Origin of the sequence: Cytobacillus kochii (assembly GCF_020171845.1) — a bacterium.
Taxonomy (GTDB): Bacteria; Bacillota; Bacilli; order Bacillales; family Cytobacillaceae; genus Cytobacillus; species Cytobacillus kochii.
Genome location: NZ_JAIVAM010000017.1, coordinates 40,522 through 57,073 on the forward strand (window position 1 = coordinate 40,522; position 16,552 = coordinate 57,073).

Sequence of the window (16,552 nt, forward strand, 5' to 3'; positions counted from 1 at the left end):
AAGAACTCCCCCTCTCTTCCTTCCATTTCTTTTCTACGAATTAAACATGAATGTATTGTGTTCTTGCCATGATTACTGCTAAAATTTATGTTAAAATAGCAATGAATAATCTTTTAATCAAGGAGACGAACGATGTCAAAAGTATATATTTTCGGTCATAAAAACCCAGATACTGATACGATTTGCTCTGCAATTGCCTATGCAGATCTCAAAAAAGAATTAGGTATGGATGCAGAACCAGTTCGCCTTGGCGAAATTAACGGAGAAACACAATACGCATTAGACTATTTCAAGCAAGCGGCGCCACGCTATGTAGAAAAAGTAGCTAGCGATGTAAAAGAAGTCATTCTCGTTGACCATAACGAATTTCAACAAAGTGCAGATGATATTCGTGATGTCCAAATTCTTGAAGTCATTGACCATCATCGTATTGCCAACTTTGAAACAAGCGATCCTCTATACTACCGTGCAGAGCCAGTCGGCTGTACAGCAACCATTTTAAACAAAATCTATAAAGAGAATGGTATAGAGATTAAAAAAGACATTGCTGGTTTGATGCTTTCAGCTATCATTTCTGACTCTTTACTTTTCAAATCACCGACATGCACAGAACAAGATGTAAAAGCCGCTCAAGAGTTGGCTGAAATTGCTGGTGTCAACCCACAAGTATATGGTTTGGAAATGCTTAAAGCCGGTGCAGACTTAAGTGAAAAAACTGTTGATCAATTGATCACACTTGATGCAAAAGAATTTCAATTAGGTGAACACAAAGCTTATATCGCTCAAGTAAACGCTGTCGATTTAGACGATGTCCTTAAACGTAAAACGGAAATAGAAGCCGCAATGATGACAGCGATTGTTGATAAAGAATTAGATTTATTCCTATTTGTATTAACAGATATCCTTAACAATGATTCAATGGCTATTGCTCTTGGATCCCAAGTAAAAGCTGTGGAACAAGCATTTGAAGTCATTTTAGTAGATAATCAAGCTCTACTAAAAGGTGTTGTTTCTCGTAAGAAACAAATCGTACCACCATTAACAAATGTATTAGCTTAATTATTTATAAAAGTATCCTCATTGCAAAAAGAGGATACTTTTTTTATGGAAAAATATATGTATAAAAAAGGATATATATACAAATTTTAATAAAAAGGAGGTAATATGATGAAAAAAATCCTAACATTTATGTCCATTGTTTTTCTTGCAACTAGTGTCATGACTCCTATAGCGAATGCCGAGGGCCACCATAAACACCTAAATCATAAAATGCACGGGATGCATGAGGCATTTAACCAATTTCTATTCGACCAATTCGATGAAGAAATTAATAAAGCCGTCAGCAACTATTACAAAAACAATTCCATGAAGGTGCAGTATCATACAAAAGGTCAGCACCCTCATGCACTGGTAAAAATCGTACAATCTAAAGAAGAAAATAAACTGAGTCACCCCTATATATTAACTTTCATCGTCAATACTTACGAAGGTGATCAGACGGAACCCGCTGGTATTGATAAAATCAGCTTTGGTGTCACACCACTTGATAACAACAAAGTATTTAGCCAGCAAGCTGTGGCAGGTTCTAAAGTTGAATTAATCGAGTTTAAACATCATGACCCTAAAGAAAAAACAGAAACAAACAAAAACGCCGAATAAGGCGTTTTTTTGCATAATAGCCTACACATTTGAAAGAATAAGCATTAAAACATTAGAGGTGATAACCATGCAAGCTGTCACATACCAGGGACCTAAAAAAGTAGCAGTAACAAAGGTAGCCGATCCAAAGATAGAAAAGAAAGACGATCTTATTGTAAAAATAACTTCAACGGCTATTTGTGGATCAGACCTTCACTTATATCAAGGAAATATGCCACTACCGGAAGGCTATATCATTGGTCACGAACCAATGGGAATCGTAGAAGAAGTAGGTCCAGATGTGACAAGGGTTAAAAAAGGCGATCGGGTTGTTATCCCCTTTAACGTATCATGTGGACATTGTTTCTACTGCGAACACCAAATGGAAAGCCAATGCGATCATTCTAACCCTCATTATGATTCAGGTGGATACTTTGGCTATGCAGAAAAATTCGGTAACTATCCTGGAGGACAAGCAGAATATTTGAGAGTTCCATTTGGAAATTTCACCCCTTTTATTGTGCCTAAAGATTGTGAATTAGAAGATGAATCTCTGCTTTTTTTATCTGACGTATTACCTACTGCCTATTGGAGTGTACTTCACTCTGGAGTAAAAAAAGGAGATACAGTAATCGTTCTTGGTTGCGGACCAGTTGGGCTAATGACTCAAAAATTTGCCTGGTTGATGGGAGCCAAAAGAGTAATTGCAATCGATTATTTGGATTATCGAATGAATCATGCAAAAAAAATGAACAAAGTAGAAACATTTGAATTTACAAAGTATCCTGATATGGGGGAGCATTTGAAAGAAATCACCAATGGTGGTGCGGATGTTGTCATCGATTGCGTTGGTATGGACGGAAAAAAATCTCCAGTAGAATTTCTTGAACAGAAACTTAAATTACAAGGCGGTACTTTAGGACCCATCCAAATTGCCACAAAAGCCGTAAGGAAATTCGGAACAGTTCAATTGACTGGCGTATATGGTGGCAATTATAACGCATTTCCACTTGGTTCATTTTGGGTCAGAAATATACAGCTTAAAATGGGGCAAGCTCCTGTCATTCATCTAATGCCAGAACTTTATCAAATGATACAAGAAGAAAAGCTTAATCCTAAAGAGATTATCACACATAAAATCTCTTTAGCAGATGCTAGTCATGGATACCAGATTTTTAATAACCACGAAGATCAATGTATAAAGGTGGTATTAAAACCGTAAATATGAAAATGGAAGCTCTTAGAGTTTCAGAGCATTGAAGCTTAAACATTGTGTTAAACATGGACTGTGCCTATCATTAGTGCCGTAGTTCTCAGTGAACGAAGAATGGAGAAATGGAGTGTTTAAGGGAAAGGTATCCAATAAGCAATCGACGATTCAACTGGATTTCTCCATCGATAAAGTGCATGATGGACATCGTTCAAGAGCATGCATGTCTTTGGGAAAAAGAGGTCGGGACATAAGTATTCTAGTTAAGGATTTATCCGAATGATTAGGTAAGATCTATCATCTAATCATTCGGTTTTTTGCGTGATTTGAATCCTTATATGAAAAGAAATAGTGAAATGGAGCGGAAGACACTCGACTCCTCCGGGAAATAGAGGGAAAGCTGAGACCCCACAGGCAATGCCGAGGAGGCTCAGCCTCTCTCCGAGGAAAGCGAGTGTACGCAAGCGCAATGGAACGGACCTTTTTTGCAAATGATGTTTTTAAGCTCATCAATTGTTATTGTTCACTTTGAGGTTAGCTCCTTTAGTTATGGCCCCACCCCTTTATTTGCTTTCCTATTAATATAAAAAGAAAAAGCCACCTATTGGTAGCTATTCATTTTTTTGTTCTGCTAATTTACTTCTATCTTCAGACAATGGGGATTGTTCGATCCAACGATTCTTAATCATTAGATTAATCCATTCATTACCAATATCTAAATCATCTGCAATTGCTTTCATGTATTTTGGTGATAAATCTCGTCTTGGTGAAGTAGCCCAACCGGTCCCGTAATACACCATTGCTGTTGAAAATAAAAATCCTACTTGGAACATGATGAGTTTTTCAGAGAATGGTGAGTTCGTCGAATCTGTAATTTCAGCATCAAAAATAGACGGATTCGGGAGGTTTTCTGCTAGAAAAACTTCAAAAAACGTCCTTACATGCTTCTCTTTTGTCTTTACAGCTTTCTTTAATAATTTTTTTACATCTTTTGATTTTGCCACTTGATGAGCAAAAACTACAAATGCCTTAGCAAATATGCTTTTCTTTAAATTAAAATAAATATCTGCTATTTCAATGCAGCTTAATGGCCTTTTTTCTCCCAACCATCCCGTTAAATAACTTTTATCATCTATATATTCTGCTCTATCTGGAGGGGTAATCACAGGGGGACGCAAATACAATCCTTTTTCTAAAAGTAAGTTTTTCGTTTGGTTACACAATTCCACCGAAGTAGTTATACATTCACTAAAATAATTTCGAACATCTACTCTAGTACATGTAGTTATTGCACCACTATAACCATTACAACCATGTATGGACATAATGTTTAAATAATTTAAACAAAAAACATCAGAGAAAACGCGAGGTACATTTGGTATGTAATCATTTTCAGAAAATCCAATGGGAATCGGAAAACTTTCACTTTTAAAGAACTCTTTAATTTTTCGTGTATGTTCGTGGCTAAGGGCCATTGCATATTCAAATACACTTCTTATTTCAGTATCCTCTATATGTTCCAACATATGTTTGTGAATACAAATACTTGCCGTTTCGTTCATATACTGTGTCCATAATGCAGCAATCTCAGCAGACGTTAATTTTGCTTTAGATGTATTGTTCATTTTTTACTCCTCGCAGCTTTTACTCATAAGGTGTCCCACTCACCAAGTAATATTCGATGTTAAAGTTACTAAGGATAAAAAGGAAATTCAATTGCATTTTAATAAACCCTGTTTTAAAAAGAATAAAGGTAATAATTAACTTATACTCATAATTTATTGGGAGTTTGAAAATGATAACTCGTAAAGGTGGAACAGCATGAAATATTCTCCACTAGAGAAAATATTATGGAGTATTGCTTTACCAGGACTTGGTCAATATTTAAATGGAAAACTATTTAAGGGCACCGTTTTTCTCATACTAGAAATATTTATAAACATTAAATCACACTTTAATGAAGCCATTATATATAGTTTTAAAGGGGATATTCCTATGGCTATAGAACAAACAAATTATCACTGGCTTATGTTTTATCCTTGTTTATATTTCTATGCGATTTGGGATGCTTATCAAGAATCTGGTGCAGGAAGTAAATATTCATTCATTCCATTTGTGTTTTCGGCTTATCTTGTTACAGCTGGTTTGTTATTTTCAGTAGACTTTACGATTTTCGGTATACTATTGGGACCTGTTTGGTTACCAATGTTATGTGTAATTCCTGGAATAATTATAGGAAATATATTTATGAAGTTAATACTTTTAAGTAATAATTAAATGCTAACGACGTAGAAACATTGTGCCTCCCAATCCACACTTCCGCTTCTGATTTTCCTTCTTCATTGTTAGAAAGTATGGCACAAACACATAATATTTCTTTTATTGACCGTCATTCCAAGTGGCATGAGAATCGGTTTTATCACTACAATATAATACTTATTGTCCTATATTAAATAGAGAGTCAAGACTAAGAAAGAAACTAAAATAGAAAAAAAAGAAAATGACGTGTACCTATTCACACGTCATTTTTTGTAATTTATCAATAAAGCATCCAAGGACAAAGAAATTTTTGTTTATCCTCTTAGTTTTTTAGTTATTATTTAAGTTAATAAACATGGTTTTTAACCCACGAATAATGATACTTTGTCTCCACTCTAGTTCAGACTCGGGGACAGCTAAGCTTACTTTGGGAAAGGTCTGCAATAATATACGTAAAGCGATGTCCCCTTCTAATCTTGCCAATGGTGCACCTAAGCAATAATGAATTCCTTTTCCGAAGGCAATATGTGGGCTCTTCTCTCTTGTAATATCTAACCGCTCTGGATTTGAGAAAACTTGCGGATCGTGATCAGCTGAAGCAAGAGAAACAATGACATGATCACCCTTTGCAATTTCCTGGCCCATAAAGGTAAAAGACTCACTTGCCCAACGGTCCGTACTGAACTCAACTGGCCCGTTATATCGTAAAAGTTCTTCAATTGCCTGTGGCATCAAGTCTGGGTTTTCTTTTAATAATTGTAGCTGATCTGGATGTGACAATAAGGCAAGTAACCCGTTGGCGATTAAATTTACTGTTGTCTCATGCCCTGCTACGATTAATAACATGATGACACCGATTAGCTCACGCTTCGATAATTTATCCCCATCCTCCTCCGCTCGAATTAAATCAGAAAGTAAATCCGCCTGCGGAGAAAGTTTTTTTTGTTCAATTAAATTTTCTAAGTAAACAATGAATTCGCCCATCGCTTCGTCGTGATCTTCGGGATCCATTACATCTACTAACACATGTGACCATCGTTGAAAATCCATTTGATCAGCTTCAGGCACACCAATCAATTCACAGATGACACGAATAGGAATCGGAAATGCATAAGCTTCTATAAAATCAACCGTCTCTTTTCCCTTCATTAGTTCCGCTTGCTCGAGAGCAATCTCTTCTACTCTTCCTTTAAGCGCATTAATTTTTTTAGGCGTAAAGCCATATTGGACAAGATTGCGTAATCTTCTATGGTCAGGCGGGTCAACAAATAACATACTACTCGCAATCGGTGGCATATTCTCATCTGTTATTTCGTCAGGATAGACTTTTCTCATATCTTTAATAAAACGTGGATCTTTCAACACCGCTTCACTCGCTTCATAACTAAATGCCATCCAAGTCTCCATACCACTGAATAACTTCACCTTTGTAAATGGCTGATGTGGTCTAATTTCTTTGTAATAATCATAAGGGTTTTGATGAAACTGATGTGAGAAAATCTCATCTGTTTTTTGTGGCAAATCGCTTCCTCCTTTATTGACTCTGTACTGTATCTATTCTTGGCGATTGTTGAAAACCCTTTAATTTGCGTGTAAACTGATACGATAAATGAACTGATAAATAGCTAACTGACAGGAAAAGCCACCTCGGCCCTCGTCTAAGATATATTTAACACAATCAAAATGAATTCGTTAAACAAAAAAAGCCTCTATTAAAATAGAAGCTTACATTTGCAAAATCCAAACGATGAGTGGTCCGATGATTGAACCGATAATGGCACATATAGACATTGTAATGGAGCTAATTGAAAAAGCGAGCTCATCATATTCAGCCGCTTTTGCCGTACCCATTGCATGTGAAGTGCCGCCAAGTGCAATTCCACGACCAATAGATGTGTATATCCGCAAATATTTAAAAATATAAGGGGAAATAATTACCCCGAAGATTCCCGTAATCGTTACCCCGACAACTGCCATGGAAGCATTACCTTCTAACACTTTAGCTACTTCTATTGCGACAGGTGTTGTAAGTGATTTTGGTAGCATTGAAATGATCAGTGCAGAATCAATACGAAGTGCCTTTCCAAGGAGACCCACACTTAACATCGCTGTTAGAGTTGCAATAAACGCCCCACCTATAATCGTAAAAAGGTATTTTTTCAAAAAATCACGTTGTTTGTATAATGGATAGGCTAGGGCAACGACGGTCGGACCTAATAATGATGTAATGAACTGCCCACCTTCCATGTATTTATCATATGAAATACCTAAGCTTACTAGAATGATAATCATTAGAACTGTACCTGACAAAATTGGTAACAAGATGGGTAGTGGATACCTTTTATATAGCGATGAAACAACGAAGTAGATAACTAAAGTGAGAAGGATCATAGAGATTGAGAAGAAGATGTCTCGCATGCTTGATCCGCCTCTCTTTGTTGTGTCTTTTTCGCAAAATACTGGGTTGTTTTACCAGATACTGCCATTGTAATCATTGTACTCACCAATATCGCAATAATCAGTAATAATCCGTGCACAGATAGTAATTCTGGGTAATCCATAACCCCCACCGTTGCTGGAATAAAAAACAACATCAGAATACTAAGCAGAAACTGCGCACCGCTCTCTATCATTTTGACGGGCACAATGTTAAAACATAAACAAACAAATAATAGCAACATACCAATAATATTTCCTGGTATGGTTAATGAGAAAAAATGCTGAATAGAGATTCCTATAAAGGAAAAAATATATAAAATACTAACTTGTAAAATAACCAATAAAACTTTCATCATTCACGCTGCTCTATTTTCCTGAGCAACTGCCCTTCTTTCTATTAATAGGATGATAGATTGGCCATCATTTCAGAATAAAAATGATCAAGATGTCTAACCATAGCCTTTTTTGTGCGATCAATATCTCCTGACCTTAACCCTTCTATGATCAATTGATGTTCATTATAAACCGTTTCGATACTCACTCTTTTATTTAATATATATAACCCATACCAATTTACATAATCTATTAAATTACGAATAATTTGATACAATCTTTCATTATTTGTTAACTCTGCCAAAAATAAATGAAAGGCAGAATCATGATACATAAATGCGACAGGATCCTCTTTCAATTCAAAAAGTTGCTGGTCCTTTTCCTCTAGTTTATGTAGCATCTCCTGATTTAATAATGGGATTAAAAGTTCAATGACGAGCGCTTCATTCGCTTTTCGCAATTGAAATACTTCATTGACATCATTACGCTCTATCTCTTTCACTGAAATCCCTTTTCTCGGTAATGATTGTACCCAGCCTTCCATTTCTAATTGTTGAAGTGCTAACTTTAAAGGCGTCCGACTAATCCCTAGGCTTTCGCTCAAGGTACGTTCATGAATCGTTGAGCCTGGTGCAATATCATGTTGAATAATCGCCCTTTTTATTTCACGATAGGCATGATCCTTAAAAGAAGGTGGTTGTTCAACCTTTTGAAAAACCATACAATCTCCCCTTTGAAAATTTGGTATCTGCATCTGGTATACCAGATGCCAATTAAGAAAGTATACCAGTTGTTGCAATAAACAACAATAGGTGATTGTAAAGAATATATGCTTGATATCTTTTTATCATCACTATATATTTCACACCCACTTATTATGACAAGAAAAAGACTCCCTAAATGAGAGTCTCAATAAACAAAATATCTTACTTACCATAGATTATCAAGATTGTTTCCATTCCATTGAAATATTTCTTGGTTGGAATCCCAGTGACTCGTACAATCCAATGGCTGGGTTACCGTGATAAGCTGTTAATCGAAATTCTTTGAACTGTTGTTTTCTTAGCTCCTTCATCGCTGCCATCATTAATTGCCGACCCATTCCTTTTCCTCTATTGTTTTCTAGCACATACAATTCATAAATGAAGCCAATTTCTTGCTCGGTCATTTCGTCTCTTTTTCCACCAAGCAGCACCCATCCCATTAATTCATCATGTTCTACAGCAACAAGATATTCTCCCCCGTTACTTCTTATAGATTGAACCATCTCTCTCAGTTTACGCTCTTCTGGTTTAGAACGGTTTAATGTACCTTCATACACTGATTGAACAGATAACTTTAAAATACTTTCTACCTCTTTTTCAGTTGGCTTTCTGATCTCCACTGTGTTTCTCTCCTTTTCTTGCTGGTTTCCAATGCGTCCATTGTCTTATATCTTGGTCAGCTAACCAATCGTAAAATTGCTCACTATTTATGATTCCATCCTCTAAGACTGCTCGATACACAAAAATGGAAGGGTAGGTTAAGTCTCTCTTAGAGAGTTCCTCTTTTATTGATAGGATGTGTGTTCTTGATTCATGTGTTAACGAATATTGCATATCCTTCACAAGATCCCTAGACAAAGGTCCCTTATGACTTTTTGGGAATAACCACATATCGATTTTCCAAATTTCTAGATCATCATACTTATATAAAATCTTAAAATAGAGACCATTAAATGATTCATTCAGGTAATTGTGATATTTAATGTCTACTATTTGTGGGTGGTCAACAACCTCCGCTAACATTCTAAACACTTGATTGGCATTAGGTTCATCACAAAAGACTTCGATATCAATATCACAATCGACCATTAAATCATAAGCATAGGCCCCCACTACATATCCTTCTCCTATTCGAGACCACCTTTCAAGTAAAGAAAGCTCCTTCAATATTTGTTTAGCACGCTCTTTTCGTTTCCCTGCTCTTTCTAATAACATCGTAACCTCCAACTATTTCATTTTTAAAAATTATTTGATTTTATTAAATGTAAGAGGTTTTGTCAAGATAAAAAACGCGTGGTCTCATCTCCCACGCGTGAGTAATATAATCTTTATTCATCATCCAATTGCTGATCCAACCCTGCAACAAGATTATCCATGAGTACTTTTACAGATTGAAGGGTAGCCTTTTGATAACTTTCTCCTGCCCAAAGTGACATGAAGTCGGTCTGATTTTGTTTCGCTGCCACTAATCTTATCGCTTGTGTTAAGTCATTTTGAAGTGGATAAGGTAAGCTAGTTTGGTTTTTCATTTGTTCCATAAAACGGTTGTGAATCCCTCTTGCCCATTTACCCGAAAAGGCTTCTGTCAAACTTGTTTCCTTATTAGAAGAGACAAGCATTTTCTTATAAGCGGGATGAATGCCACTTTCTTCTGTTGCTAAAAAAGCAGTACCCAATTGGACACCCTCAGCTCCTAAGCGAAAGGCAACTTCTGCATCCGACGCATCCATTATGCCACCCGCCGCAATGACTGGAATACTGATCTCATCCGTAACTGCTGGAATAAGGTCAACTAACGGAATAAGGGAATGAAGTGCATCACCGATAAAAGTACCACGATGACCGCCTGCTTCTTTCCCTTGTACAACAAGAAGGTCAGAACCTCTCTCTTCCCAGAGAACAGCTTCTTCTACTGATGTTGCTGTACCGATTACTTTTGTTCCCTCTTTTTGTAATTCTTTTATCACTGCTTCTTCTGGAATACCAAATGTGAAACTACATATCGGAACAAGAGATTTCATCACAACTTCTAATTGCTGTTCATAAAATAAGCGGTGATCTTTTCTTGGTAATTGAAGCGGTGCATCAATTTGAAGTTCGTTACGGAATACTTCTAATGATTCAATCGCCCTTTCTTCCTCTTCTTTTGTGAAAGCGATATCATTCTCAGGTATAAATAAGTTGATGCCAAAAGGGTGATTGGTTTTTTGACGAATATCATGAATCATCGTTTCCATATCCATTGGGCTCATATAACCCGCACCGATATTTCCAACACCACCATACATCGAGGTTCTACTAATTAAATCAACAGTCGTCGCTCCTCCTGCCATTGGTGCCTGGAATATTGGGTATTTCGCCTTTAACATATCTGTTATTCTATTTTGGTTCCAACTCATTTCCCCTCACCTCTTATTTTAATTTTGCAATAATGCTCTCAGCCACACTATGCCATAAACTTGGATCAGATTGATAGGTTTCTCCAATGCTTTTATAAAGCTCTTTTTGAGCCTGTTCAAAGCTTGGATCTTCCTTAGCAGGTAGGGAGGTTCTTCTCTCCATCACATAATCTTGTAATCTTGGTGCACGGGGGCCCCATACAGCTTGTTCTAAACCTGCTCCATCGATAAATACAAAAATAGGAATTGCTCGTGCTGTTCCGTTTGTTAAGTATTGATCCATTAATTCTAAGTTGCTATCTCTTAGAATAAACCGTACTTCCATACCGATTTCCTCAGCAATTTTTAATAGAACAGGATTATTAATCATCGCATCGCCACACCAAGCCTCAGTAAGGACAATCGCTTGCAGATTTTTTTGCTTGACCTCTTGTAATGCTTCCTTTTCTTCTTCACTAAGTGAAAAACCTTCATAAATGGTAAGCATACCTTCTTTGTTTACTTGCATATGATGAAGATATTGCTCTTTCGTTAAACCCTTTTCAAACCATTCTCTTAATTCCATTTCAGTTTGCACATCCCTCTTACGTTTTTATCCAATCATATCATACCATTGAACGATTAAAGTATGGCACTAATTTGCTTCATATGATGTTCGTCATGTGCAGCAAGCCCGATGAGATAATCATATAGGCTTATTTTCTTATTGCCAATGATTAATGGTTTATGCCAATACGAATCTGGAATTTTAGAGATTCTTTTTATTATTAGTTTTCTTTTTACAAGCAATTCTGCAATGATTGTCTCCTGTGATTGATTTCTTGCTGCTTCCGCGGCTGTTGGATTCATTTCTTCTGCAGAAGGAGCTTTCGGTAGAGGAAGGTCTAATAAAACAAATGGTAGACGCTTTTTTAAAATAAATTCATCCCATGGAATAAAATGACCTACCACTTCAGCGACCGACCATTTTCCTTCATTTATTTCTTTTCGCCAATGGCTTGTTGGGATTGATTCTATAAATTGAATAAACTGTTCATGATGGCGGATCATCGCTTGTTTTTGCGATTGCACGGTATCACCCCTCATCAGTCATTTATAGCCAAATCTCATCACCAAGCTTTACCTTCCCCGTTTGAATCACTTTTGCATAAACACCAAAATGATTATGATTGGTTCTAATAATCTCTTTATGTATGGCAGGCGTCCTTTTTCCATTTTTCGGATCTACAGTAATAATCATGCAACGTTCGCAAGGCTTAGTTATCTCTATCACCACTTCTTCTCCTATTTTCATTTGGTTGGAGATCCAATTATGTTCCGAAAATGGCCTATCGTAATCAGTATGGATAATAAAGTTGGGACGGAAACGCTTCGGATCGATTTCACTTTTTCCAAGTTGCTTACTTAAATATTGTAGTGATGAATGGGTTACTAACAAAAGGGGAGCTTCTTCAATAGCCCCAATGGGTACATAGGATGGCGTAAAAGAATGAAAAGATAAATCCCTTCCACTTTTCAGACGAAGATCTTGCCTCCACCTCTCATCATTCCATCCGTACCTCTCTCCATTTGCTGTATGTATTTGTAACTCCGGGTATGTATCTTCTTTTTCCTCACTGACAAAAGTTGCTTGATATGCTGCCATTTCTTGATATTGAGTGATCGTAAGGTATTTTCCTTGCCTACTCTTATCTATAATGACGTGGCTTCGGTCACCATACACACCGTATGGTAAAACCCTAGTGGACTCAACATTTTCACCGCCAAATGACTTGACAGGATAACGTAATAATGACGAAAGAACACCAATTCTTTGCATGCTCTTACACCTCCTCTATGACCTGGTGTCGAAACTTGGACCTTCTTCTATTCCTCTCCGACATAATTCCTCTTATTTCCCAGGAAAGTATCTGATTAACGACATTTCCCTCATGATTATCGCTTCAATTCAGCAAATCTCTCAATTGTGAAAGGGGAAATATCCACTGACGAAGTTTTTCCTCGGATTAGTTCGCTTAAAACATGACCAACTACACTACTAAATTTAAATCCATGACCGGAAAATCCCGCTGCGATTGCTACATTCTCATATTGAGGATGTTGATCAATAATAAAATGCTCATCTGGCGTCATCGTGTACATACAGGTTTTACCAAATTGTACATTTGTTTTTTCAGTGAAATATCTCCCTAGAAATGTTGTAAGCTCTTTCTCATCATCCTCATTAAAAGGCTGCACTTCTTGTTTACTCTCTATTCTCTGAACAGCCCCATCATGTCTTCCTAGTTTCAATCCTGAACCGTCTATACTAGGAAAGCCATAATAATGACCTAATGGCGATTCAAATGTAAAAGCTGGAAACTGTTTCGCCTCATAAACATCCTCTTGTGCTTCATACCAGGCGAAAGTTTTCCGAATCGGATTTAATGGAAGCTGCAAGCCCAGATAACTAAGGATGGAATTTGTGCCAGCTCCTGCTGATACAATTAACGAGTCTCCTGAATAATGGCCATCCTGTGTAGCAATATTAACAATCCCTTCTATAATAGATAAGTCAGTAATTACACTATCAGTCACGATTTTAGCACCATAGGACAAAGAAAGTCTCCGGTATGCCTCGATACAATCTTCACACTTCAAAACCCCAGATGTCGGCTCATGATAAGCAACCATTCCTTCATCTAAATGTAATGCACTCCATTTAGTATTGACCGTTTCATGTGTGTAAACATCAAGTGGTAATTGATATTTCTCCGCACTTGTTTTGACCTCCTTCATAAAAAGAGAAGTCTCGCTACCAATATTTAAAACACCTGTTTGTAAAAACAACTCCATTTCGGATTCTTTCTCTACTTCTTCCCATAGTTGTTTAGCCTTTAACAAGAGTGGCACATAAGCATGTCCTTCACCATAAGCATATCTAATGATTCTCGTCTCACCATGATGACTTCCTTTCTGATGAGGTGGCCTATTCGCATCAATAAGCAAAACCTTTTTGCCCTCTTTCGCTAAATAATAGCCTGCCGCCATCCCCATCGAACCTGCGCCGATAATAATTGTATCGTAATGCAATTTTTATCCCCTCCAAGATGCTAAACTATAAGTGTTTTTTTATTTAATTTTCTAAATACTATCACCATTAGCCAATATACCACAGGAACGGGAAGACTTTTGTCGAAATTTGTTGCAATTGTTTAACAATCTCTTCAAAGAAGGGGTCGTGCATACAAAAAGCAGGAAAAATTAACAAAAAAAGATTGATTCTATAAAATATAAAACTCCTCAACAATCAAAGTGTTTTATTTTATAAACCAATCTGTTATCCGAAGAAATCATTAAATGACCATATAATAAGAAAGATACTTACGATACCCCAGGCTACTGTAGCTAAAATCCAGTATATAATTGCTTGCATATCTCTATCTCTTTTGTACGCCCCATTTTCACCTTGAGCCACTAGCCTCGCGAGTTTATTCTCCATCCTTTTTTTCATAGAAGCAACTGTGATAAAACCGGAAACAATGATGAATAGAATCATCCAATGCAAAAGGTTCACACCTTCCCTCCGCTTCGTTTTAACCATAATAACATAAACTAGCGAGGTACTCTTATGCGTGGGTTAAGAAAGAAAAAATATCAAAAGAGATATAGAATATCTGCAAGTTGTTTCTATAAACTGCATTTTACCTTAAGTAAAGTGGTTGTAAGTCAAATTATTTCGATAAAAACGATCGTTGAACTAAGTTAAAAACGGTCAATTACTTGCAAGGTTGTTGGGAAAGCTGTAAGAACTTCAGCGGTTCCTTCTTCGTTTATATAGACATCTTCTTCAATTCTCACCCCACCAAATCCAGGTATATAAATCCCAGGTTCTACCGTGAAAAGTAAACCTTTTTCAACTAAACGATTGTTCTTTTCATGAATAGAAGGCTCTTCATGAACATCAATACCTAATCCATGGCCCACGCGATTATTAAAATATTGTCCATAGCCTGCCTCTTGGATCACTCGGCGAGCCGCTTTATCAATTGAGCCGATTGGGATACCTGCACGGGCTGTTGAAACACCCGAAAGTGTAGCCTGCCTTACAATTTCATAGATATTCTTTTGCTTAGTCGTTGGTTCTCCTAAAACAAATGTACGTGTGATATCGGAACAATACCCATCCGCAACAACCCCCATATCAATTAAGAGAAAGTCACCTTTTTCGAGCTTGTTCTGATCAGGGTGCCCATGTGGTAAAGATGATTTTGCACCTGAGAGGACCGTTGTAGAAAAAGAAGGACCATCGGCACCGAATTTTCTCATTAAATAATCAAACTCTGATACTAAATCGAGCTCTGTCATCCCTTTTTCAATTTTCTTCAATCCCTCAGCGAGTACTTTTTCAATAATTGTTACTGCATGTAAAACCTTTGTCCGTTCAGCTGGCGTTTTCAGCATTCTTTGGTTTGCTATGAACCTACTTATATCTTGATAATTAAAATGCGAAAAACCGTTTTTAAGTTGTTCTTGTTGATAAAGAGTGATCTCTTTTATTTCCAATCCTACTAATTGATTATTCACTTGGATGACTGATTTTAATTTTTCATATGGATTTTCATCATCACTAATCGGAATAATGTTTTTCACATACGAATGCTCGCTAGCTGCTTCATAGTCTAATGCTGGCACAAATAAGTACTCCTCACTCTTTTGTAGATCAATAACAACCGCCATGAATCTTTCATACGGTTCACTATTAAACCCCGTATAATAGAAATGTTTTTAGGCTGCGTGACGATAGCAAAATCTAGTTTCTGCTCATTTAAATATAACTGTAATTGTTTTAACCTTTTTTGGTAAATACTCATTTTAAATCCCCCTTTTTATAGTATATGTAAAATTATTATACTATTACTGTATAAAACATGATAAGATAAAAAAGCAAAAAAAGAAAGGATGTCACCTCAATGGATGATATATATAAGAAAATTAAACAACTTCGGTACGAGCAAGGCATGACATTGAAAGAACTAAGTGAGAAAACGGAGCTATCTGTTAGTTTTTTATCACAAATTGAAAGAGGTGCCTCTTCATTAGCTATCACTTCTTTAAAAAGGATTGCTGATGCTTTTGGGGTTAAAATGATTCATTTCTTTGAAGAAGATGATGATTTTCATTATGTAATGAAAAAAGAGCACCAACGACCATTTAAAATGGAAAGCTCGGACTCTACTTTTATTAAACTAAGTGGTCATTTTCCTGAACGGAAATTGGAACCATTTATCGTAAAGTTAAAACCTCGACAAAAGGATGTTGAACTGCTAAGACACCCAGGTGAAGAGTTTTTCTATATATTACAGGGGGCACTCATTGTAAGAGTGGAGGATGAGGAATATCATCTAAACGAAGGAGAAACCATACATTTTCCATCAACCGTACCTCATATGTGGGAAAACCCACTCAATCAAGAAACAATCATTATTTCAATTACAACCCCTGCAATTTTCTAATAAAAATCATTTTGA

General features: G+C 36.6%; 20 protein-coding genes. 5 read left to right on the forward strand and 15 right to left on the reverse strand.

The features are described from left to right. The first annotated feature begins 132 nt into the window (after positions 1–132). The 3 genes from LCM23_RS23330 to LCM23_RS23340 all read left to right on the forward strand — a co-directional run bounded on the left by LCM23_RS23330 (position 133) and on the right by LCM23_RS23340 (position 2,860). Positions 133–1,059, forward strand: a complete 927-nt coding sequence (locus LCM23_RS23330) for a manganese-dependent inorganic pyrophosphatase (RefSeq protein ID WP_224938981.1) — start codon at positions 133–135, stop codon at positions 1,057–1,059. Positions 1,060–1,167: 108 nt separating this feature from the next. Further along, positions 1,168–1,659: a DUF3888 domain-containing protein gene (locus LCM23_RS23335; RefSeq protein WP_224938982.1), complete on the forward strand. Its 492-nt coding sequence runs from the start codon at positions 1,168–1,170 to the stop codon at positions 1,657–1,659. Positions 1,660–1,726: 67 nt separating this feature from the next. After that, positions 1,727–2,860, forward strand: a complete 1,134-nt coding sequence (locus LCM23_RS23340; protein ID WP_224938983.1) for a zinc-dependent alcohol dehydrogenase — start codon at positions 1,727–1,729, stop codon at positions 2,858–2,860. Between the two features lie 599 nt (positions 2,861–3,459). On the opposite strand, the gene LCM23_RS23345 is transcribed toward LCM23_RS23340, so the two are convergent. After that, complete coding sequence (locus LCM23_RS23345) at positions 3,460–4,473, reverse strand: DUF3231 family protein (protein WP_224938984.1); 1,014 nt, start codon at positions 4,471–4,473, stop codon at positions 3,460–3,462. A gap of 196 nt (positions 4,474–4,669) precedes the next feature. Between LCM23_RS23345 and LCM23_RS23350 the strand changes: the two genes are divergently transcribed. Next, positions 4,670–5,125, forward strand: a complete 456-nt coding sequence (locus LCM23_RS23350) for a hypothetical protein (RefSeq protein WP_224938985.1) — start codon at positions 4,670–4,672, stop codon at positions 5,123–5,125. A gap of 312 nt (positions 5,126–5,437) precedes the next feature. Here the strand turns inward: LCM23_RS23350 and LCM23_RS23355 are convergent, their stop codons facing one another. The 14 genes from LCM23_RS23355 to LCM23_RS23420 all read right to left on the reverse strand — a co-directional run bounded on the left by LCM23_RS23355 (position 5,438) and on the right by LCM23_RS23420 (position 15,895). Next, entirely contained in the window at positions 5,438–6,628 is a 1,191-nt protein-coding gene (locus LCM23_RS23355) for a cytochrome P450 family protein (RefSeq protein ID WP_224938986.1), read from the reverse strand. 204 nt (positions 6,629–6,832) lie between these two features. Next, on the reverse strand, positions 6,833–7,525 hold the full coding sequence (locus LCM23_RS23360) for an LrgB family protein (protein ID WP_224938987.1): 693 nt from the start codon (positions 7,523–7,525) through the stop codon (positions 6,833–6,835). Continuing rightward, positions 7,495–7,902, reverse strand: a complete 408-nt coding sequence (locus LCM23_RS23365) for a CidA/LrgA family protein (protein WP_404826635.1) — start codon at positions 7,900–7,902, stop codon at positions 7,495–7,497. The genes LCM23_RS23360 and LCM23_RS23365 overlap by 31 nt, the downstream gene beginning before the upstream one ends. Positions 7,903–7,943: 41 nt before the next feature. Further along, positions 7,944–8,600, reverse strand: coding sequence for a GntR family transcriptional regulator (locus tag LCM23_RS23370; protein WP_224938988.1), 657 nt, complete (start codon positions 8,598–8,600; stop codon positions 7,944–7,946). Positions 8,601–8,822: 222 nt separating this feature from the next. Next, positions 8,823–9,263, reverse strand: coding sequence for a GNAT family N-acetyltransferase (locus LCM23_RS23375; protein WP_224938989.1), 441 nt, complete (start codon positions 9,261–9,263; stop codon positions 8,823–8,825). Next, positions 9,241–9,858 (reverse strand): hypothetical protein, encoded by a 618-nt coding sequence (locus LCM23_RS23380; RefSeq protein WP_224938990.1) that lies wholly within the window; start codon positions 9,856–9,858, stop codon positions 9,241–9,243. The genes LCM23_RS23375 and LCM23_RS23380 overlap by 23 nt, the downstream gene beginning before the upstream one ends. Before the next feature lie 113 nt (positions 9,859–9,971). Then, the gene (locus LCM23_RS23385; protein ID WP_224938991.1) at positions 9,972–11,042 is read right to left on the reverse strand and encodes an NAD(P)H-dependent flavin oxidoreductase; all 1,071 of its coding nucleotides are present in this window, start codon (positions 11,040–11,042) and stop codon (positions 9,972–9,974) included. Positions 11,043–11,055: 13 nt separating this feature from the next. Then, positions 11,056–11,607: a thioredoxin family protein gene (locus LCM23_RS23390; protein ID WP_224938992.1), complete on the reverse strand. Its 552-nt coding sequence runs from the start codon at positions 11,605–11,607 to the stop codon at positions 11,056–11,058. Between the two features lie 56 nt (positions 11,608–11,663). Further along, the gene (locus tag LCM23_RS23395; RefSeq protein WP_224938993.1) at positions 11,664–12,113 is read right to left on the reverse strand and encodes a DinB family protein; all 450 of its coding nucleotides are present in this window, start codon (positions 12,111–12,113) and stop codon (positions 11,664–11,666) included. Between the two features lie 22 nt (positions 12,114–12,135). Next, entirely contained in the window at positions 12,136–12,861 is a 726-nt protein-coding gene (locus LCM23_RS23400) for an MOSC domain-containing protein (RefSeq protein WP_224938994.1), read from the reverse strand. Positions 12,862–12,977: 116 nt separating this feature from the next. Further along, on the reverse strand, positions 12,978–14,114 hold the full coding sequence (gene solA / locus LCM23_RS23405) for an N-methyl-L-tryptophan oxidase (protein WP_224938995.1): 1,137 nt from the start codon (positions 14,112–14,114) through the stop codon (positions 12,978–12,980). A 247-nt stretch (positions 14,115–14,361) separates the two neighbouring features. Continuing rightward, positions 14,362–14,598, reverse strand: a complete 237-nt coding sequence (locus tag LCM23_RS23410) for a hypothetical protein (RefSeq protein ID WP_224938996.1) — start codon at positions 14,596–14,598, stop codon at positions 14,362–14,364. Between the two features lie 188 nt (positions 14,599–14,786). Then, positions 14,787–15,761: an aminopeptidase P family protein gene (locus LCM23_RS23415; protein ID WP_224938997.1), complete on the reverse strand. Its 975-nt coding sequence runs from the start codon at positions 15,759–15,761 to the stop codon at positions 14,787–14,789. Continuing rightward, entirely contained in the window at positions 15,704–15,895 is a 192-nt protein-coding gene (locus LCM23_RS23420) for a hypothetical protein (RefSeq protein WP_224939015.1), read from the reverse strand. Before LCM23_RS23420 ends, LCM23_RS23415 begins: the two co-directional genes overlap by 58 nt. Before the next feature lie 99 nt (positions 15,896–15,994). Between LCM23_RS23420 and LCM23_RS23425 the strand changes: the two genes are divergently transcribed. Beyond that, the gene (locus tag LCM23_RS23425; protein WP_224938998.1) at positions 15,995–16,537 is read left to right on the forward strand and encodes a cupin domain-containing protein; all 543 of its coding nucleotides are present in this window, start codon (positions 15,995–15,997) and stop codon (positions 16,535–16,537) included. Positions 16,538–16,552: the final 15 nt, after the last annotated feature.

Bases quoted from the DNA above. Each gene is read 5' to 3' on its own strand.
- LCM23_RS23330 (WP_224938981.1), top strand. From the start codon at position 133: ATGTCAAAAGTATATATTTTCGGTCATAAAAACCCAGATACTGATACG.
- LCM23_RS23335 (WP_224938982.1), top strand. From the start codon at position 1,168: ATGAAAAAAATCCTAACATTTATGTCCATTGTTTTTCTTGCAACTAGT.
- LCM23_RS23340 (WP_224938983.1), top strand. From the start codon at position 1,727: ATGCAAGCTGTCACATACCAGGGACCTAAAAAAGTAGCAGTAACAAAG.
- LCM23_RS23345 (WP_224938984.1), bottom strand. From the start codon at position 4,473: ATGAACAATACATCTAAAGCAAAATTAACGTCTGCTGAGATTGCTGCA.
- LCM23_RS23350 (WP_224938985.1), top strand. From the start codon at position 4,670: ATGAAATATTCTCCACTAGAGAAAATATTATGGAGTATTGCTTTACCA.
- LCM23_RS23360 (WP_224938987.1), bottom strand. From the start codon at position 7,525: ATGCGAGACATCTTCTTCTCAATCTCTATGATCCTTCTCACTTTAGTT.
- LCM23_RS23365 (WP_404826635.1), bottom strand. From the start codon at position 7,902: ATGATGAAAGTTTTATTGGTTATTTTACAAGTTAGTATTTTATATATT.
- LCM23_RS23370 (WP_224938988.1), bottom strand. From the start codon at position 8,600: ATGGTTTTTCAAAAGGTTGAACAACCACCTTCTTTTAAGGATCATGCC.
- LCM23_RS23380 (WP_224938990.1), bottom strand. From the start codon at position 9,858: ATGTTATTAGAAAGAGCAGGGAAACGAAAAGAGCGTGCTAAACAAATA.
- LCM23_RS23385 (WP_224938991.1), bottom strand. From the start codon at position 11,042: ATGAGTTGGAACCAAAATAGAATAACAGATATGTTAAAGGCGAAATAC.
- LCM23_RS23390 (WP_224938992.1), bottom strand. From the start codon at position 11,607: ATGGAATTAAGAGAATGGTTTGAAAAGGGTTTAACGAAAGAGCAATAT.
- LCM23_RS23400 (WP_224938994.1), bottom strand. From the start codon at position 12,861: ATGCAAAGAATTGGTGTTCTTTCGTCATTATTACGTTATCCTGTCAAG.
- LCM23_RS23415 (WP_224938997.1), bottom strand. From the start codon at position 15,761: ATGGCGGTTGTTATTGATCTACAAAAGAGTGAGGAGTACTTATTTGTG.
- LCM23_RS23420 (WP_224939015.1), bottom strand. From the start codon at position 15,895: ATGAGTATTTACCAAAAAAGGTTAAAACAATTACAGTTATATTTAAAT.
- LCM23_RS23425 (WP_224938998.1), top strand. From the start codon at position 15,995: ATGGATGATATATATAAGAAAATTAAACAACTTCGGTACGAGCAAGGC.